Source organism: Mesorhizobium sp. B4-1-1 (genome assembly GCF_006439375.1).
In the GTDB taxonomy this organism is placed as follows: domain Bacteria; phylum Pseudomonadota; class Alphaproteobacteria; order Rhizobiales; family Rhizobiaceae; genus Mesorhizobium.
Window position 1 is genome coordinate 323,593 of record NZ_VFTH01000002.1, and the last position, 16,269, is coordinate 339,861.

At 64.1% G+C, this 16,269-nt stretch carries 17 protein-coding genes and 1 other RNA gene; 4 read left to right on the forward strand and 14 right to left on the reverse strand.

Going from position 1 to position 16,269, the window contains the following annotated elements:
• Window positions 1-7: 7 nt before the first annotated feature.
• The 12 genes from FJW10_RS04260 to ffs form a co-directional block, all read right to left on the reverse strand.
• The gene (locus FJW10_RS04260) at window positions 8-337 is read right to left on the reverse strand and encodes a DUF2185 domain-containing protein (protein ID WP_140898636.1); all 330 of its coding nucleotides are present in this window, start codon (window positions 335-337) and stop codon (window positions 8-10) included.
• Between the two features lie 45 nt (window positions 338-382).
• Window positions 383-1,132: an ABC transporter ATP-binding protein gene (locus FJW10_RS04265; protein WP_140833779.1), complete on the reverse strand. Its 750-nt coding sequence runs from the start codon at window positions 1,130-1,132 to the stop codon at window positions 383-385.
• Window positions 1,129-1,968, reverse strand: a complete 840-nt coding sequence (locus FJW10_RS04270) for an ABC transporter ATP-binding protein (protein ID WP_140898638.1) — start codon at window positions 1,966-1,968, stop codon at window positions 1,129-1,131. The genes FJW10_RS04265 and FJW10_RS04270 overlap by 4 nt, the downstream gene beginning before the upstream one ends.
• The gene (gene nikC, locus FJW10_RS04275) at window positions 1,965-2,885 is read right to left on the reverse strand and encodes a nickel transporter permease (protein ID WP_140898641.1); all 921 of its coding nucleotides are present in this window, start codon (window positions 2,883-2,885) and stop codon (window positions 1,965-1,967) included. The genes FJW10_RS04270 and nikC overlap by 4 nt, the downstream gene beginning before the upstream one ends.
• The gene (locus FJW10_RS04280; protein ID WP_140898643.1) at window positions 2,882-3,949 is read right to left on the reverse strand and encodes an ABC transporter permease; all 1,068 of its coding nucleotides are present in this window, start codon (window positions 3,947-3,949) and stop codon (window positions 2,882-2,884) included. The genes nikC and FJW10_RS04280 overlap by 4 nt, the downstream gene beginning before the upstream one ends.
• A gap of 18 nt (window positions 3,950-3,967) precedes the next feature.
• Entirely contained in the window at window positions 3,968-5,602 is a 1,635-nt protein-coding gene (locus FJW10_RS04285) for an ABC transporter substrate-binding protein (protein ID WP_181177410.1), read from the reverse strand.
• Between the two features lie 271 nt (window positions 5,603-5,873).
• Window positions 5,874-7,103, reverse strand: a complete 1,230-nt coding sequence (locus tag FJW10_RS04290) for a lytic murein transglycosylase (protein ID WP_246674102.1) — start codon at window positions 7,101-7,103, stop codon at window positions 5,874-5,876.
• A 64-nt stretch (window positions 7,104-7,167) separates the two neighbouring features.
• Window positions 7,168-7,773 carry a recombination mediator RecR gene (recR, locus tag FJW10_RS04295; protein WP_140833769.1) on the reverse strand — a complete coding sequence of 202 codons (606 nt, stop codon included), beginning with the start codon at window positions 7,771-7,773 and terminating at the stop codon, window positions 7,168-7,170.
• Window positions 7,774-7,863: 90 nt separating this feature from the next.
• The gene (locus FJW10_RS04300; RefSeq protein WP_140833767.1) at window positions 7,864-8,850 is read right to left on the reverse strand and encodes a cell wall hydrolase; all 987 of its coding nucleotides are present in this window, start codon (window positions 8,848-8,850) and stop codon (window positions 7,864-7,866) included.
• A gap of 217 nt (window positions 8,851-9,067) precedes the next feature.
• Entirely contained in the window at window positions 9,068-9,391 is a 324-nt protein-coding gene (locus FJW10_RS04305; RefSeq protein ID WP_140702714.1) for a YbaB/EbfC family nucleoid-associated protein, read from the reverse strand.
• 22 nt (window positions 9,392-9,413) lie between these two features.
• Window positions 9,414-11,228 carry a DNA polymerase III subunit gamma/tau gene (locus tag FJW10_RS04310; protein ID WP_140898649.1) on the reverse strand — a complete coding sequence of 605 codons (1,815 nt, stop codon included), beginning with the start codon at window positions 11,226-11,228 and terminating at the stop codon, window positions 9,414-9,416.
• A gap of 106 nt (window positions 11,229-11,334) precedes the next feature.
• Window positions 11,335-11,431: signal recognition particle sRNA small type (ffs, locus tag FJW10_RS04315), an RNA gene on the reverse strand.
• 187 nt (window positions 11,432-11,618) lie between these two features.
• Between ffs and FJW10_RS04320 the strand changes: the two genes are divergently transcribed.
• Genes FJW10_RS04320 through FJW10_RS04330 form a run of 3 tightly spaced genes read left to right on the forward strand, consistent with a single transcriptional unit; the run spans window position 11,619 to window position 13,345 of the window.
• A complete protein-coding gene (locus FJW10_RS04320; RefSeq protein ID WP_040985997.1) occupies window positions 11,619-12,038 on the forward strand; it encodes an HIT family protein in 420 nt (139 codons plus the stop codon).
• A 52-nt stretch (window positions 12,039-12,090) separates the two neighbouring features.
• Entirely contained in the window at window positions 12,091-13,032 is a 942-nt protein-coding gene (nudC, locus tag FJW10_RS04325; RefSeq protein ID WP_140898652.1) for an NAD(+) diphosphatase, read from the forward strand.
• Window positions 13,033-13,042: 10 nt separating this feature from the next.
• Window positions 13,043-13,345, forward strand: a complete 303-nt coding sequence (locus tag FJW10_RS04330; protein WP_140645377.1) for a Dabb family protein — start codon at window positions 13,043-13,045, stop codon at window positions 13,343-13,345.
• A 277-nt stretch (window positions 13,346-13,622) separates the two neighbouring features.
• On the opposite strand, the gene FJW10_RS04335 is transcribed toward FJW10_RS04330, so the two are convergent.
• Window positions 13,623-14,486, reverse strand: a complete 864-nt coding sequence (locus FJW10_RS04335; RefSeq protein ID WP_140833760.1) for a prephenate dehydratase — start codon at window positions 14,484-14,486, stop codon at window positions 13,623-13,625.
• A gap of 10 nt (window positions 14,487-14,496) precedes the next feature.
• Window positions 14,497-15,225, reverse strand: coding sequence for a 3-deoxy-manno-octulosonate cytidylyltransferase (locus FJW10_RS04340; protein ID WP_140898655.1), 729 nt, complete (start codon window positions 15,223-15,225; stop codon window positions 14,497-14,499).
• 193 nt (window positions 15,226-15,418) lie between these two features.
• Between FJW10_RS04340 and FJW10_RS04345 the strand changes: the two genes are divergently transcribed.
• Entirely contained in the window at window positions 15,419-16,108 is a 690-nt protein-coding gene (locus FJW10_RS04345; RefSeq protein ID WP_140898656.1) for a cytochrome c family protein, read from the forward strand.
• The last annotated feature ends 161 nt before the right edge of the window (window positions 16,109-16,269 follow it).

Genomic DNA, 16,269 nt, shown 5'->3' on the forward strand with positions numbered 1-16,269 from the left:
TCATTCGTTATCTTTGGCGGGTAGGGTGAGACTTGGCGCGCTGCCACGGCGCTGACTTTGAGTTGCGCCAAGCATGCCAACCTTTTGGCAAATCGGCCAATGCCAGGATGCTCTCGTCCCGCGCGATCACCTCTTGCAGGCCAACGAGCATTATGTCGCTTTCATCCCGATCTCGAGTGTCGCTGCTGTAGAACTGCCAACTGCCACCTTCATCATCGTCGTCGTCATCATTGTCATCCTCACGCAAAACGTATGCGATCCAGTCGCCACGTTTGAATATGCTCTTGTCTGACAACACCGCGACGTTGGGTGGATCCTCGAACTTCCAATCTTTCATCAGGACTTTCCCAATATCGTTGCTCGTGCGCAAGGGAGTACTCATTCAAGCCGTTCTCACAAACCCTTCGCTGGCCCTGAGCAGATTGCGCGTATAATCCGCGCTGACGCGATGGCCGATCAGCTGGCTCGCGGTCAGCGTCTCCACCGCCTCGCCATTCTGCATCACCATCAGCCGCTCGCACATATGGGTGATGATGGCGAGGTCGTGGCTGACCATCAGGAAGGTGAGCTTGCGACGGCGGCGCACCTCTTCCAGAAGATTCAGCACCTCCGCCTGCACGGACGCGTCGAGCGCCGAGGTCGGCTCGTCGAGCAAAAGGATCGAGGGTTCCAGAATCAGCGCCCGGGCTATCGCCACGCGCTGGCGCTGGCCGCCGGACAGTTGGTGCGCGTAGCGGAAACGGAAGCCGGTGCCGAGGCCGACCTCGTCCAGCGCGCGCTCGATGCGCTTCTCGCCGTCGGCAATGCCATGGATGGCCAAAGGTTCCTGCAGCAGGCGGTCGACCGTCTGGCGCGGATGCAGCGAGCCGTAGGGGTCCTGGAAGACCATCTGCACGTCGCGATAGAAGGTCTTGTCACGGGTCTTGCCGAGCCTCTTGCCGTTCACGGTAATGGCGCCCGAGGCGACCGGCGCGAGGCCGGTGATGGCCCTCAGCAGCGTCGACTTGCCCGAACCACTCTCCCCGACCAGCCCATAGGATTCGCCTTCCCTCACTTCGAGGCTCACGCCCTTCAGCGCGCGAAAACGGTCGAAGACCACTTCCAGTCCTTCGACAGCGATGGAGGCCGTCATGCCGCCCACTCCGGCTTGCGGTCGAGCACCGGCAGCGGATGCCGCTCGAAGCCGATTCTCGGCATGCAGTTGAGCAGGCCGCGCGTGTAGGGGTGCCGGGCATCGCGCAGTTCGGAAGCCTTGATCTGCTCGACCACCTTGCCGGCATACATGACGACGACGCGGTCGCAAAAGGACGAGACCAGGCGCAGGTCGTGCGAGATGAAGATCAGGCCCATGCCGCGCTCGGCGACGAGCTTGTCGAGGATCCTGAGCACGTCGAGCTGCACGGTGACGTCGAGCGCCGAGGTCGGCTCATCGGCGATCATCAGCTCGGGTCCGGTGACCAGCATCATGGCGATCATGGCGCGCTGGCCCATGCCGCCCGAGACCTCGTGCGGGTAAAGGTCGAAAACGCGGACTGGATCGCGGATCTGCACCGACTGCAGCATGGCGAGCGCGCGCTCGCGCGCCTCGGCCCTGGAGACCTTTTCGTGCGTGCGCAGCGTCTCGACGATCTGGCGCCCGATGGTCATCACCGGATCGAGCGAATATTTGGGATCCTGCAGGATCATGGCGATGCGGTTTCCCCGCAACGCGCGGCGCTGGCGGGGCGATATAGAAAGCAGATCGATACCGTCGAAGGCGAGCTTCTTCGCCGAAACCTCGGCCTGCGGCGGGGTGAGGCCCATGATGGCGCGGCCGGTCTGCGATTTGCCGGAGCCGCTCTCGCCGACGATGCCCAGCCGCTCGCGACCGAGCGAGAAGGAGACGCCGCGCACGGCCTGCACGAGGCCGGTGCGGGTCGGGAAGGTGACGCGCAGGTCGTCGACGTCGAGGAGGGTGTCGCCGCTCATTGGTCGCCGCTCCGGGGATCGAGCGCGTCGCGTAGGCCGTCGCCGAGCAGGTTGAAGCCGAGGCTGACGATGAGGATCGCGGCACCAGGTGCGGCAGCAACCCACCACTGATCGAGGATGAAGCGGCGGCCCGACGCGATCATCGCGCCCCATTCGGGCAGCGGCGGCTGCGCGCCGAGACCGAGGAAGCCAAGGCCGGCGGCAGTCAGGATGATGCCGGCCATGTCGAGCGTGACGCGGATGATCAGCGAGGAGATGCAGAGCGGCATGATGTGGCGCAGCACGATGCGGAAGGGCGAAGCGCCCATCAGCTGCACCGCCTTGATGTAGTCGGAGTTGCGCACCGTCAGCGTTTCCGCACGGGCAATACGCGCGTAAGGCGGCCATGAGGTGATGGCGATCGCGATTACCGCGTTCTCGATGCCGGGACCGAGCGCCGCGACGAAGGCGAGCGCCAGCACCAGCTTCGGAAAGGCGAGGAAGATATCGGTGATGCGCATCAGGATCGTGTCGGTCCAGCCGCCGGCATAACCGGCGATCGTGCCGACCAGCAGGCCGATGGGCGCGGCGATGACGGCGACGAGGATCACCACATAAAGCGTCCAGCGCGCGCCGTAAACGATGCGCGAAAAGATGTCGCGACCGAGGTCGTCGGTGCCGAACCAATGCGCGGCGCCGGGCGGCAGCAGGCGGGCGTTCTTGAGATCGCCGACGGTCGGCGAATAGGGCGCCAGCACATCGGCAAAGGCGGCGACCACCAGCAACGCGATGATGATCAGCATGCCGACCAGCGCCAGCCGATTGGCGGAGAAGCGCCGCCAGGCGATATAGGCGCGGCCGAGTCTTGCCTGCAGGCGCGAGGCCGGCCGGTCGCTGAGGAGCCACGCGCGCCTGGATTGGATGGTTCCAGCGCTCATCCAACCCTCGTCCTTGGATCGAGCAGCCGGTAGAGCAGATCGGACAGAAGGTTGATGGCGATGAAGACCGAGCCGATGGCGATGGTGCCGCCGAGCACGGCGTTCATGTCGGCGTTCTGCAGCGAATTGGTGATGTAGAGGCCGATGCCCGGCCAGGAGAAGACGGTCTCGGTCAATACCGAGCCTTCGAGCAGGTTGGCGTAGGAAAGCGCGATCACCGTCACCATCGGCACGGCAGCGTTGCGCAGCGCATGGCCCCAGATGATGCGACCTTCCGACAGGCCCTTGGCGCGCGCCGCGACGATGTATTCCTGCGCCAGCTCGTTCAGCATGAAGGAGCGGGTCATGCGACTGATGTAGGCGAGCGACAGATAGCCAAGCAGCGCGGCCGGCAGGACGATGTGGCGCCAGGCGTCGTAGAAGACGTCCCACTGCCCCTGGATCGCGGCATCGAGCAGGTAGAAGCCGGTGATCGGCGTGAATGTGTATTCGTAGACGACGTCGAGCCGCGCCGGAAAGGCGATCCATTGCAGCTTGGCGTAGAACAGCACCAGCCCGAGCAGGCCAAGCCAGAAGATCGGTACCGAATAGCCTATGAGGCCGACGACGCGCGCGACCTGGTCGATCAGGCTGCCGCGTTTGACGGCGGCCAGCACGCCGAGCGGCACGCCGATGACGGCGCCGATGATCGTGCCCAGCGTCGCCAGTTCGATGGTCGCCGGGAAGACGCGGCGGATATCGGACATCACCGGATTGGTGGTCAGCACCGAAGTGCCGAAGTCGCCGCTCAGCGCATTTTTGACATAGATGTAGAACTGTTCGATCCAGGGCAGGTCGAGGCCCATTTCGCGGCGCGTGCGCTCGACGACGACCGTGGGTGCACGGTCGCCGAGGACGGCCAGGACCGGATCGATCGGGATGACGCGGCCGATGAAGAAGGTCACCGCGAGAAGACCGAGATAGGTCGTCACCGCGACGACCAGGAAGCGGCCGAGCGACGATAGGACGGCGACGGCGCGGGCGCTGCCGCGCCCCGCCGCCACCTGATTGTCAGTTACGCTCACGCGGCGGATCCGCCGACGCTATTCCTTGGAAACCGCGCCGACAAAATTGGTGTCGAAGCTCGGGCCGAGCGCAAAGCCCTTGAGGTTCTTGCGCAGCCCGGCCACTTCCAGCTGCTGATGGATGATGACGAAGGGGCTGGTGTCGAGGATCTTCTGCTGCAGGTCCTTGTACATATCGGCGCGCTTGCCCGAATCCTTCTCCAGCAGCGCCGCCTCGGTTTCCTTGGTCAGGTCCGGGATGTCCCAGGCATTGCGCCAGGCCAGCGTCTTGATCTTGGCGTCGTCGGAATTGTCCGGGTTCGAGGCGAATGTCTGGGCGTTGGAGTTCGGATCGAAATAGTCCTGGCCCCACTGGCCGATATAGATGTCGTGGTTGCGGGCGCGGTATTTGGTCAGCGTCTGCTTACCATCGCCGGGAATGATCTCCAGTTGGATGCCGCCTTGGCCGAGCGTCTGCTGGATCGATTCCGCCATGCCCGTGGTCGGCTGTCCGGTGCGCACGTCCATGGTCACCTTGAAGCCATCCGGCACGCCCGCCTTGGCGAGCAATTCCTTGGCCTTGGCGACATCGAATTTGAAAGGATTGTCATCCATTGCGCCGAGGTCGCCCTTGGGCAGGAAGGACTGGTGGATTTCGCCGGTGCCCTTGAGGATGGTCGAGCCCAGCGCATCGTAGTCGACCAGATATTTGAACGCCTGCCGCACCTCCGGCTTGGCAAGCGTCGGGTTCTTCTGGTTGAGGCTGATGTAATAGACCGTACCTTTCGGCGCACTGGTGGTGGTGAGATCGGCGTTCTTGGCGATGGCGTCGAGATCGTTCGGCTCGAGATTGCGGGCGACGTCGATATCGCCGGCCTCGAGCGCCAGGCGCTGCGCCGAGCTTTCCTTCATGTTGCGATAGATAACGCGGGCAAGCTTGGCCTTCTCGCCGTTGTAATTGTCGTTGCGCTCCATGACGACGGCCTCGTTGGCGCGCCACTCACGCAGCTTGTACTTGCCCGAGCCCGCATAGCCGGTCTTCAGCCAGGCATTGCCGAAGTCGTTGTCCCATTTGTAGTCGGCGCTCGGCGTGACGGCGGCGACATGTTCCTTGACCAGCTTGGCGTCGACGACCGAGGCGACCGTGGCCGACAGGCAGTTCAGCACGAAGCTCGGTGCGTAGGGTTTGTCGACGACGAACTGGAAGGTGGTGTCGTCGACGGCCTTGGCCTTCTCGGTGACGTTGTCGCCGGTGATGCCGAACTGGTTGATGATGAAAGCCGGGCTCTTGTCGAGCTTGATGGCGCGTTCGAAGGAATAGGCGACATCGGCCGCGGTGATCGGATTGCCGGACGCGAACTTCATGCCGGGCTTGAGCTTGAATGTGTAGGTCAGGCCGTCGTCGGAAACGGTCCAGCTCTCGGCAAGGTCGCCCTTGACCTTGGATGTGTCGCTGAGGTCGAGGCGGACCAGGAGATCATAGGTGTTGCCGGTGACTTCGGCCGTCGACAACTCGAACGCTTCGCCCGGGTCCATCGAGATGATGTCGTCGATGGCAAAGCCCTCGACCAGCGTATCGGCGGGCGTGACCGCGAAGGCGGGCGCGACGAGCAGCGCGGACAGCGCGGCGCCCGCAAGCAGGGCGCGAGAGCGGAGAGCAAACTTTTCCAGCATCATGGTGATCGTTCCCTGTCTTGTTGACCTGAGTTCCCGGCTCAGGGCTGTATTGTTCTTTGCAAGGCCAGCAGCGGCTTTGGCCGCTTACCGTCGTGTTTTTTGTCCAGTTGGTCAACTCCCTATTCGACGGCGCATCAAAGCGGCAACACGCATTTGCCAGACACCATTTCGGACCAGACGGGCCGCCATGAATCGACCCATGCGCCGGCCGATTGAAGCCGCCGATCCGCAAAAATCTGCCAGGGGTCGTGCTTTCGGGAGACAGCCGCTATTTCAGCTGCGCGACCAGTGCAGCATCGGGAAAGCAGGTGGCGGGCCTGCCGTTCTTTGCCTGCCAGATGCCGATCGAGCGGCGGGTCTTGAAGCCGGGCAGGCCGTCGGCGCTGCCGACGTCGTAGCCCTTGGCCTCCAGCGCCCGCTGCAGGGCGGCGATATCGGAGCGATGGAGATCGCCGACCGCGCCCCAGGTGCCGGCAAAGGTGGCGTCGCCTCTGGCGATGCGGTCGGCGGCATGGCCGATGAACAGGCCATAGAGATCGCTGTTGTTGTATTGCTTGATCACATAGAAGTTCGGCGTGACGATGAAGGCCGGGCCGCTGCGCCCGGCCGGCATCAGCAGGAAACCCTCCGCCTTCAATTCGCTCGCCGGAAACGCCTTGCCGTCAACGCGCCTGATGCCCGTCGCCACCCAGTCGGAGATCTTCTTGCCCTGGTCGGGTCCTTCGAGCGAGCAAGAGACATTTGCCGGAACCGTCACCTCGGTCCCCCAGCCGCGCCCCCTCACCCAGCCATAATGGACGAGGTAGTTGGCGATCGAGGCGAGCACGTCGGGCGTCGAGTTCCAGATGTCGGGCCGTCCGTCGCCGTCGAAGTCGACGGCGTGCTTCAAGAATGAGGTCGGCATGAATTGCGGCTGGCCGAGCGCGCCGGCCCAAGACGACTTCATCGCATTGACCGGTGCCAGCCCGCGCTCGACGATTTCGAGCGCCGCCAGCACCTCGGTGCGGAAGAAGTCTTTCTTGGTCGACATGAACGCCTTGGTGCCAAGCACCTCGAACGCGTCGTAAGGCATCTTGGCCGCGCCGAAGCCGGTCTCGCGGCCCCAGATCGCCAGCATGATCTCGCCCGGAACGCCGTAGCGCTTCTCGATCAGCCCAAGCGTCCGGGCGTTGGCGCTCTCGCGCGTCCTTCCGCCCGACGTGACGGCCCGAATGATCTTCTCGGCGAAATAGTTGGCGGGCGGGCCGAACTCGGCCTGGTGCTGTTTCTCAGGCGTGGTCGGCGTCTCGCCGGGAAGGACGAGGTCGGGAAGCTTGAGGTTCGGCTTCACGCCGAGGAAGGCGGCGTCGAAGGTCTTTTTCGAGATTCCTTTGGACTTGGCTTCGGGCCAGAGGTCGTTCTGCAGCCAGGCCTGGAACTGGTCGTCGATGGCGGCGGCGTGGGTGGGGGAGGCGAAAAGCCCGATCAACGCGACCAGCAGGAATGCGAGAGCAAGCATGCAAAAGCCGCGTTCTGTCGCGCGACAGAATGCTGTCATTTCCAAGGTCCCCTCACCGCCAACTTCAAAACGCCGTCCTCGATCGCAGCGCGGCCGCCAGCGTGCCTTCGTCGAGGTAATCGAGCTCGCCGCCGACCGGCACACCATGCGCGAGCCGCGTCACCTTCACATCGAAGCCCGACAGCTGATCCGTCACATAATGCGCGGTCGTCTGCCCCTCGACGGTGGCGTTGACGGCAAGGATGACCTCCTTCACCTCGCCGCCGGCGACACGGTCGACCAGCGAGCGGATGTTGAGCTGGTCCGGACCGATGCCGTCGAGCGGCGACAACGTGCCGCCAAGCACGTGGTAGCGCACGTTCATGGCCGCGGCGCGCTCCAGCGCCCAGAGGTCCGAGACGTCCTCGACGACGATCAGCGTGCCGGCGTCGCGACGCGGGTCGGTGCAGATCATGCAGGGGTCGGATGTATCGACATTGCCGCAGGTCGAGCAGATGCGCACCTTGTCGACTGCCTCGCCCATGGCGGCGGCCAGAGGCTCGAGCAGCTGTTCCTTCTTCTTGATGAGATGAAGCGCGGCGCGCCTGGCCGAGCGCGGCCCAAGCCCCGGCACCTTGGCCAGGAGCTGGATCAGGCGTTCGATTTCCGGACCGGCGATTCTCTTCGACATCGCCTTGATCTAGGATTTTTCACGACAGCCAGCAACGGCACAAGGCCCGCCATGCTGCCATGGCGGGCCTTGCGTTGGATGCAATCGGGTTCAGTTGGCTTCGAGCGGCCGGTCCTGGCTGACGATCATCGCGCCGATGGCGTCGGTGTTCTCAGGCGTCGACTGGAAGCCCATCGCCGCTTCCTGCGGCGCATTGGGCACCGAAGTGATGTAGCGGCCCTTGAGGGCGCCGCCGAAACGCGAGGCGTCCGGTTCGGCCATCGGCTCCTGCATCGCCACGACCAACTGCTTCTGCGCCAGACGGCCGGACTTGGCAGAAGGCGCAACAGAAGCCGTCACATAGGTCTGTTCGGCGGAAGCGTCTTCGGTCCGCGCGGCCGCGGCCAATGCGGCCTGCTTTGCCGGGTCCGGACGGACGATCGTCTTGACGATCGGCTCGGCGGAAGCCACGAGCATCGGAGCGTCGGCCGCGGGTTTCTGCCGGTCAGACCTCTGCTGGTCGCCCACGTTCATGGCGACCATCGGCTCGTCCGGCAGCGGTTGCCAGTTGCGGCCGCGCTTCTCATAGAAGGCGTTGCCGCCGGCAACCATGGTGTAATGCATGTTCTTGTAGGGGAAGCGCAGGCCGGCGGTGTGGAAATACATCGTGTTCTTGAGCTTGGCCTTGCGTTCGCCTCTCAGCACCGCATCGGCCGCCTCCTCGACATCCGGCAGGGCCTTCGAGTTCATCGGCCGAGTCATGACGCCCGGAGCAAACTGGCCCGGCTCGCCGACAACCTGACAGATGGTGTTGCCGTGCTGGCCCGAGCGAAGCCGGTTCATGACGACCGTGCCGACCGCGATCATGCCGTCGCGGCTCGACCGGTTGGACTCGAAGAACATTGCCCTTTGCAAGCATTCCTTGTCCTTCAGCGAATGGCTGGAGGAACGCGTCAGGAAGCTCGGCGTAAGGGCATCGGTCAGACCCGACACCGACATGCCATGGGAGGAAGTGGTCTGGCTGCAGCCGGCCAGGAGCAAGGGGGAAGTGACGATGCCGATAAGCAGCAGCGGCGTCTTCCATCGCGTCGCGATCACCAAAAAAGCCTCATGTCCAGATGCCAGCCCGCCCCGAGATGTGGCAAGAATGAGACTCTTTCGGGCAAAAAGATGGCTAGAAGGTTAGCAACTTCTGGACTTGGGTAAAACTTTATGAATGTCGCGAAATGTGCCCGTGAGCATTGCCGGCAAAATGGTTAATATTGCAGCCCGGACTCAATTTCCGTTCATAATCAATTAACTGGCGGACACGATCTCAGAACGGCAATTTCATTCCGGGCGGAATCGGCAAGCCTGCCGTGAGCGCCTTGGTCTTCTCTTGCATGATCTGCTCGACCTTATTTTTGGCGTCATTGTGGGCGGCCAGGATGAGGTCCTCAAGGATTTCGGCTTCGTCCGCCTTGATCAAAGACGGATCGATCTTCAGCGTCTTCATTTCGAACTTGCCGGAAAGCGTGATGCTGACCAGACCGCCGCCGGCCTGGCCGGTGGCTTCAAGCGTGGCGATCTCGTCTTGCATGGCCTGGAACTTGGCCTGCATTTCCTTTGCCTTGCCCATAAGGCCGAGAAGATCTTTCATCGGGTGGTCCTCTAAAAATGTTTCAGGTCTCGTCGTCATCGGCCGCCGGTTCGACCGGCAGGTCGGCCTCGGCCTCTTCCACGTCCGGCACGTCCGGGATGCGCACGTCGATGATCTTGGCGCCAGGGAAACGGGCGAGTATGGCCGCGACAGTCGGGTCGCTCCTGGCGTCGGAGAAGGCGTTCTCGCGCTTCGTCGTCTCCATTTCGGCCAATGTCTGGCCACCCTCTTCCTTCGACAGCGACACCAGCCAGTTGCGGCCGGTCCAGGCGCGCAGCTTGGCAGTGAGGTCGTTGAGCAGCATCTTCGGTGCGTCGTCGGTCAAGGTGACGTCGAGACGGCCGGGCTCGATGCGAACCGGCCGCACGCAGCGTTTCAGCAGCACCTTGAAGGCCATGTCGCGATTGGCGTCGGCAAGCGCGACGATGTCGGCCAGCGATTTTACCGGAACGACGGGCGCCTCGGCGACCGGCTCCGGCGCCGGAACGAAGGCGGCGGGCGCGGGCTGCGTTTCGACCAGGCGCATCGTCTGGGCACCGCCACCGGTGGAAGCAGGCATCCGGGTCTGCGCGACGGGGCTCGCGCCGCCGGCATTGCCGGCCGGCGCTGCGTTGGCGCGCGGTGCACCATTCGGCAGCGGGCCCGCGCCCTCCAGCGATTTCAGCGCCTCGTCCAGCGTCGGCAGGTCGGCGGCGTGCGCCAGCCTGATCAACACCATTTCGCCGGCGCTGACCGGGCGGTTGGAGGACTGCACCTCGGGAATGCCCTTGAGCAGCATCTGCCAGGTCCGCGACAGCACGCGCACCGAGAGCGTGCCGGCGAATTCGGCGCCGCGCCGGCGCTCGTCTTCGGAAAGCGACGCATCGTCGGCGGCTGCCGGCACGAAGCGCAGGCGGGTGACGAGGTGGTTGAACTCGGCAAGATCGGTAAGCACGGCGGCCGGATCGGCGCCGGTGTCGTATTGCGCGCGGAACTCGGCGAGCGCGGCCGCCACGTCGCCCTTCATGACATACTCGAACAGGTCGATGATGCGGGCGCGGTCGGCAAGGCCGAGCATGGCGCGCACCGCCTCGGCGCTCACCGTGCCGCTGCCATGGGCGATCGCCTGGTCGAGGATGGAGAGCGAATCGCGCGCCGAGCCTTCGGCGGCCCGCGCGATCATCGCCAGCGCCTCGTCGTCGACGGCAATGCCTTCCTTAGCCGCGATCGAGGACAGATGCCCGACCAGCGCGCTGGCATCGATGCGCCTCAGGTCGAAGCGCTGGCAGCGCGACAGCACCGTTATCGGCACCTTGCGGATCTCGGTGGTGGCAAAGATGAATTTGACGTGCGGCGGCGGCTCTTCCAGCGTCTTCAGGAGGCCGTTGAAGGCCTGCGTGGAGAGCATGTGCACTTCGTCGATGATGTAGACCTTGTAGCGTGCCGAGACCGGCGCGTAGCGGACGCGGTCGATGATGTCCCTGATGTCATCGATGCCGGTGTGAGAGGCGGCATCCATCTCGATGACGTCGACATGGCGTCCTTCCATGATCGCCTGGCAATGCTCGCCGGGGATCGAAAGGTCGACGGAGGGCTGATCGACGGTCGCCGTTTTGTAGTTCAGTGCCCGCGCCAGGATGCGCGCGGTCGTCGTCTTGCCGACACCGCGCACACCGGTCAGCATCCAGGCCTGGGCGATACGGCCGGTGGCGAACGCATTGGTCAGCGTGCGGACCATCGGCTCCTGGCCGATCAGCTCGGAGAAATTCGAAGGGCGATATTTGCGCGCCAGGACGCGATAAGCGGCGGCCTTACCTGTTTCCAGGCTTTCTGGCCCCAAATTTGCGGCTTCGCTCATTCGCCGTCAAAAGCTCCCAGGACCGCGACGGAAGGCGGCCGATTCCTGCGCATAGTCTCACCCGCACGGCTCGGGGCCGTCAATGTCGCGGGAGAAAGGCGAAGAGGTGGGAGGCTGGAACAATGACCCGTTCCGGGCTCGTTAGGGCTGCTTCCTTCCGGACCTGACCCGGTTGGCGAGTGGATCGTCCACCACCAACCTCCCGCGCTCCATATCGGCAATTCGGCGGCGAAATGCAAGAGCCGAGCCAGAATCCGTAGCCACATCGAAGGCGGAGAGTCCTCCAAATCGATGGCGGCGGTCAATGAATCGCTTGCAGCCACCTTGCCGCCGCTCTAGCGTCCCTGGTTTGGGAAATGCTTACAAATAACAAAAGTGAAGGAAACACCCATGCTGCCTGGCCTCAAGGCCGGATTCACGCTGGACGCCCGGCTGGAGGCGGATAGCGAGCAGCTTATGTGGCTTGGCCTTTGTGAGCTCAGGCTGATGAACGACCGCCGCTGGCCATGGCTGGTGCTGGTGCCGCAGCGGCCGGGTGTCGAGGAAATCCACGAAATGACGCCGCTCGACCAGGCGATGCTCACCTTCGAGACCAATATGGTGGCGCAAGCGCTGAAGCGGGTGACCGGCTGCACCAAGATCAACACCGGCGCTTTGGGCAACATCGTGCGCCAGCTGCATGTCCATGTCGTCGCCCGCTCCGAGGGCGATCCCGGCTGGCCGGGACCGGTCTGGGGGCACGGCATGCGCGAGCCCTACCAGCGCTCCGATATCAGGCGGTTTGCCGAAACGATCAAGGCGGCGCTATAAGCTGACCAGTGTCCATTCCGCATCCCCGAGTCCTTAGCCCACCCGAGTCCCCATGAGCTTTCGCCTGTTCGACGCGCCCTTGCGCGAGCCCAGTCAATTCGTCGGTTTCGCCGGCAACCGGATCGACCGGCAGTCCGAGAACCGCGCCGACGACGCGGTCGAAAAAGCGCTGGCCGACCGGACCGCGCGGCTGATGCTGATGCATGCCGGGCGGTTGTATCTCAAACTCGACGACGGCACGTTCGACCCGTGGTTCAAGGCGGATGAAAGCCAGGCCTTCGAGGTTTCGCTCGGCCAAGGCGTACTGCTCGGCTTTTCCGAGGAAGGTCCTGTGCTGGCGGCGCCCGCCGGCGTCGAGCCGGAAAAGCTGCCCGAGACGATCAAGGCGATCGACTACCGCTCCGTCTATATGCAGGGGTTGGTCGACGAGGCGGCGGCCGGCGCGCTGGCGCAAGGCGCGGCGCTGCTCGCCTGGCACGCCAGCCATGCCTTCTGCTCGAAATGCGGCAACCGCTCGGAGATGCGGGCCGGCGGCTACAGGCGGCATTGCCCGGCCTGCGGCACCGACCATTTCCCGCGCACCGACCCGGTCGCGATCATGCTGACGGTGACGCACGAAAAATGCCTGCTCGGGCGCGGCAAGCATTTCGCGCCGGGCATGTATTCCGCGCTTGCCGGCTTCATCGAGCCGGGCGAGACGATCGAGGCGGCGGTGCGGCGCGAGACGCTTGAAGAGGCGGGCATCCGGCTCGGCCGCGTGGTCTATCACGCCAGCCAGCCCTGGCCGTTCCCCTATTCGCTTATGATCGGCTGCTTCGGCGAGCCGCTCAACGAGGATATCCAGGCCGACCTCAACGAGCTGGAGGACTGCCGCTGGTTTTTCCGCGACGAGGTGCGCACGATGCTGGACAGGACGCACGCCGACGGCTTGATTACACCGCCGAAAGGGGCGATCGCCCATCATCTCATCCGCGCCTGGGTCGACAGCGAATAGGAGCAGAAGAATGATCCGTCACACCGTCGTGTTCACGCTGAAGCACCCGCTGCAGTCGCTGGAGACGAAGCGCTTTCTGCACGACGCGAAGAAAATCCTGACCGGGATCAAGGGCGTCGCGCATTTCGAGCAGTTGCGGCAGGTGAGCCCGAAGAACGACTACCAGTTCGGCTTCTCGATGGAGTTCGCCGACCAGGCGGCCTACACGCGCTACAACGAACACCCGGACCATGTCGCCTTCGTGCGCGACCGCTGGGTGCCCGAGGTCGAGACGTTCATGGAGATCGACTACGTGCCGCTCGGCTGGGGGTGATATCGGGTTGAGTGCAAACGTCGGAGATTGGCGAAGGCCTTCGTGCTTCGTCATCCACGGGCGAAGCAAGGAGCGAAAGCGACGCGCGCAGACCCGAGGATCCATGCCGTGACTTCGACGCGTTGCGACGGTCCAGAATTCTGCTCCGCTGCGCTCTACGATCAAGGTTACGGAATGGATCCTCGGGTCTGCGCTCCGCTTCGCGTCGCTCCGCCCGTGGATGACGAAGTCGCGAAGGCTCCCCCAATCTCGAAGGTCGTGAGCTCCGACTAGCCGTTCAGTCCGCCACCTTCCACTCATCACGCGAGGCGCTGGCCGGATAGACGCCGAGGATGCGCATTTCGCGCGAGAAGAAGCGTAGCTCGTCGAGCGCCAGCTTGACCAGCGGATCGTCCGGGTGGCCTTCGATGTCGGCGTAAAACAACGTCGCGGTGAAGGCGCCGAGCTGGTAGCTCTCGAGCTTGGTCATGTTGATGCCGTTGGTGGCGAAGCCGCCCATCGCCTTGTAGAGCGCGGCCGGCACGTTGCGGACGCGGAAGATGAAGGTGGTCATCATCTTGGCGTCCGGCGCGGGGCGTTCGATCCATTGCTTGTTCTTGGTCAGCACGACGAAGCGAGTGACGTTCGAATCGGTGTCCTCGACATTCTTCTCGATGATATCGAGCCCATAGAGCTCGGCGGCCAAAGCCGGCGCCAGCGAGGCCATGGTGCGGTCCCGCACCTCGGAGACCATCTTGGCCGAACCCGCCGTGTCGCCGGCGATCACCGGCTTCCAGCCGTTCTTGCGGATATATTTGCGGCACTGGCCGAGCGCATGGATGTGGCTGTGCACGGTCTTGATCTCTTCGCGCTTCACCCCCGGCAGCACCATGAGCTGGAAGTGGATCGGCAGGAAATACTCGCCGACGATGTGCAGCCTCGATTCCGGCAACAGGTGGTGGATGTCGGCGACGCGCCCGGCGATCGTGTTCTCGATAGGGATCATGGCGAGCTCGGCCTTGCCGGTCTCGACCGCGTTGAAGGCGTCCTCGAAGGTCGGGCAAGGCAACGGTTCCATCGACGGGAACATGTTGCGGCAGGCCGTATCGGAATTGGCGCCTGGCTCGCCCTGGAAGGAGATTCTGTTGGTCTTTTCAGCCATCACGGATGTCTCAGTTTGAGAGGATTTTTCGCGCCCGCTCGAGGTCGTCGGGGGTGTCGACGCCAAGCGGCAGCGATTTGACGATCTCGGCGTCGATGCGCATGCCGGCTTCCAGCGCGCGCAGTTGCTCCAGCCGTTCGCGCCGCTCCAGCGGCGACGGCTTGAGCGCCACGAAGCGTTCCAGCGCCGCACGGCGATAGGCGTAGAGGCCGATGTGGTGGTAGAGCGGTCCCTGGCCCCAGGGCGCGGTGGCGCGGGTGAAATAGAGCGCTCTCAACCGTGTCGCCGACAGCGGCGAGCCGACGATCTTGACCACGTTCTGGTTGGTCTTCTCCTCGTCGCGCACGATCTCGACGCCCAGCGTAGCGATATCGACCGATTTGTCCTCAAACGGCCGCAGCGACGCGCCAATGATCTCGGGATCGATGGTCGGCAGGTCGCCCTGGACGTTGACGATCGTTTCCACCTGCCTTTCGGGGTCGAGGGCCGTCAGCGCCTCGAAGATGCGGTCGGAGCCCGATTCGTGATCCGCGCGGGTCATGACAGCCTCGAAGCCATGCGCCCGCACGGCTTGCGCGACGGCTTCGGTATCGGTCGCCACCACCACGCGGCCAAGCCCGGCCTCGGCGGACCGGCGGGCGACATGGACGATCATCGGCGCGCCCGCAATGTCGGCCAGCGGCTTGCCCGGCAGACGCGTCGAGGCCATGCGGGCGGGGATCAGGATCAAGGTTGACATCGGATTTCAGGGCGGTCGAAAAAAGCGGATGGAAAAGTGGCAAAAGGTCTCACTGGAAGCGCCCTTATAGGTGTTGCAACGCCTGAGCAAAAGACCTAGTTTCCGCCCGATTTGACTGGCCTTTCGAGGCAGTTCGCGATACCGACGGACGGAGTGGACGGGACGGTCCGCCGGAAAAGGGAGCAAGGGGCGTATGGATTCCAACGAAGTCAACAAGCTGCTCGGCGGATTTCTGGGAACCTGCTTCCTCGTCTTTTCGATAGGCCTCGTCTCGGACGGATTGTTCGCCTCGCCGGCGCCCGAAAAGCCCGGCTTCGCCATCGAAGCGCAGGAACCGGCCGAAGGCGGTCCGGCTGCTCCCGCGGCGGAAGCCAAGCCGATCGCCGACCTGCTCGCCACCGCCAATGCCGAGGCTGGCGCCGCGATCTTCAAGAAATGCCAGGCCTGCCATTCCGGCGAAAAGGGCGGTCCGAACAAGGTCGGCCCGGATCTCTGGGATATCGTCGACCGCCCCGTCGCCGAGCATGAAGGCTTCGCCTATTCGGCCGGCATGAAGGATTTTTCGAAAGGCGGCCAGGAGCACTGGACCTACGACAATCTCAACCACTTCATCACCTCGCCGAAGAAGTTCGTGAAGGGCACGGCGATGGGCTTCGCCGGTCTGCCGAAGGATGAAGACCGGGCCAATGTGATCGCCTATCTGCGCACGCTGTCGGACAATCCGAAGCCGCTGCCGCAGCCGGGCGCTTCGGCCGAGGCCAAGCCCGCCGAAGGCACCAAGCCGGCGGAAGGCGCCGCACCCGCGAAGCCCGCGGAAGGCGCCGCGCCGGCCAAGCCGGCCGAAGGAGCCGCTCCGGCCAAGCCCGCGGCGCCCGCTCAATAAACAATTTGTCGCAGAGACTTCCTTGGAAAAGCCGGGTTCGTCCCGGCTTTTCTGTTGGGAAAGCTGCATGGGCGGCGACAAAGGCGGCACTTGCGGTTCCCACCGGCGTCAAATGATCTAGATTGCGGGTGGTCAGAGCAATTCCAGGAAGGGGAACCGGT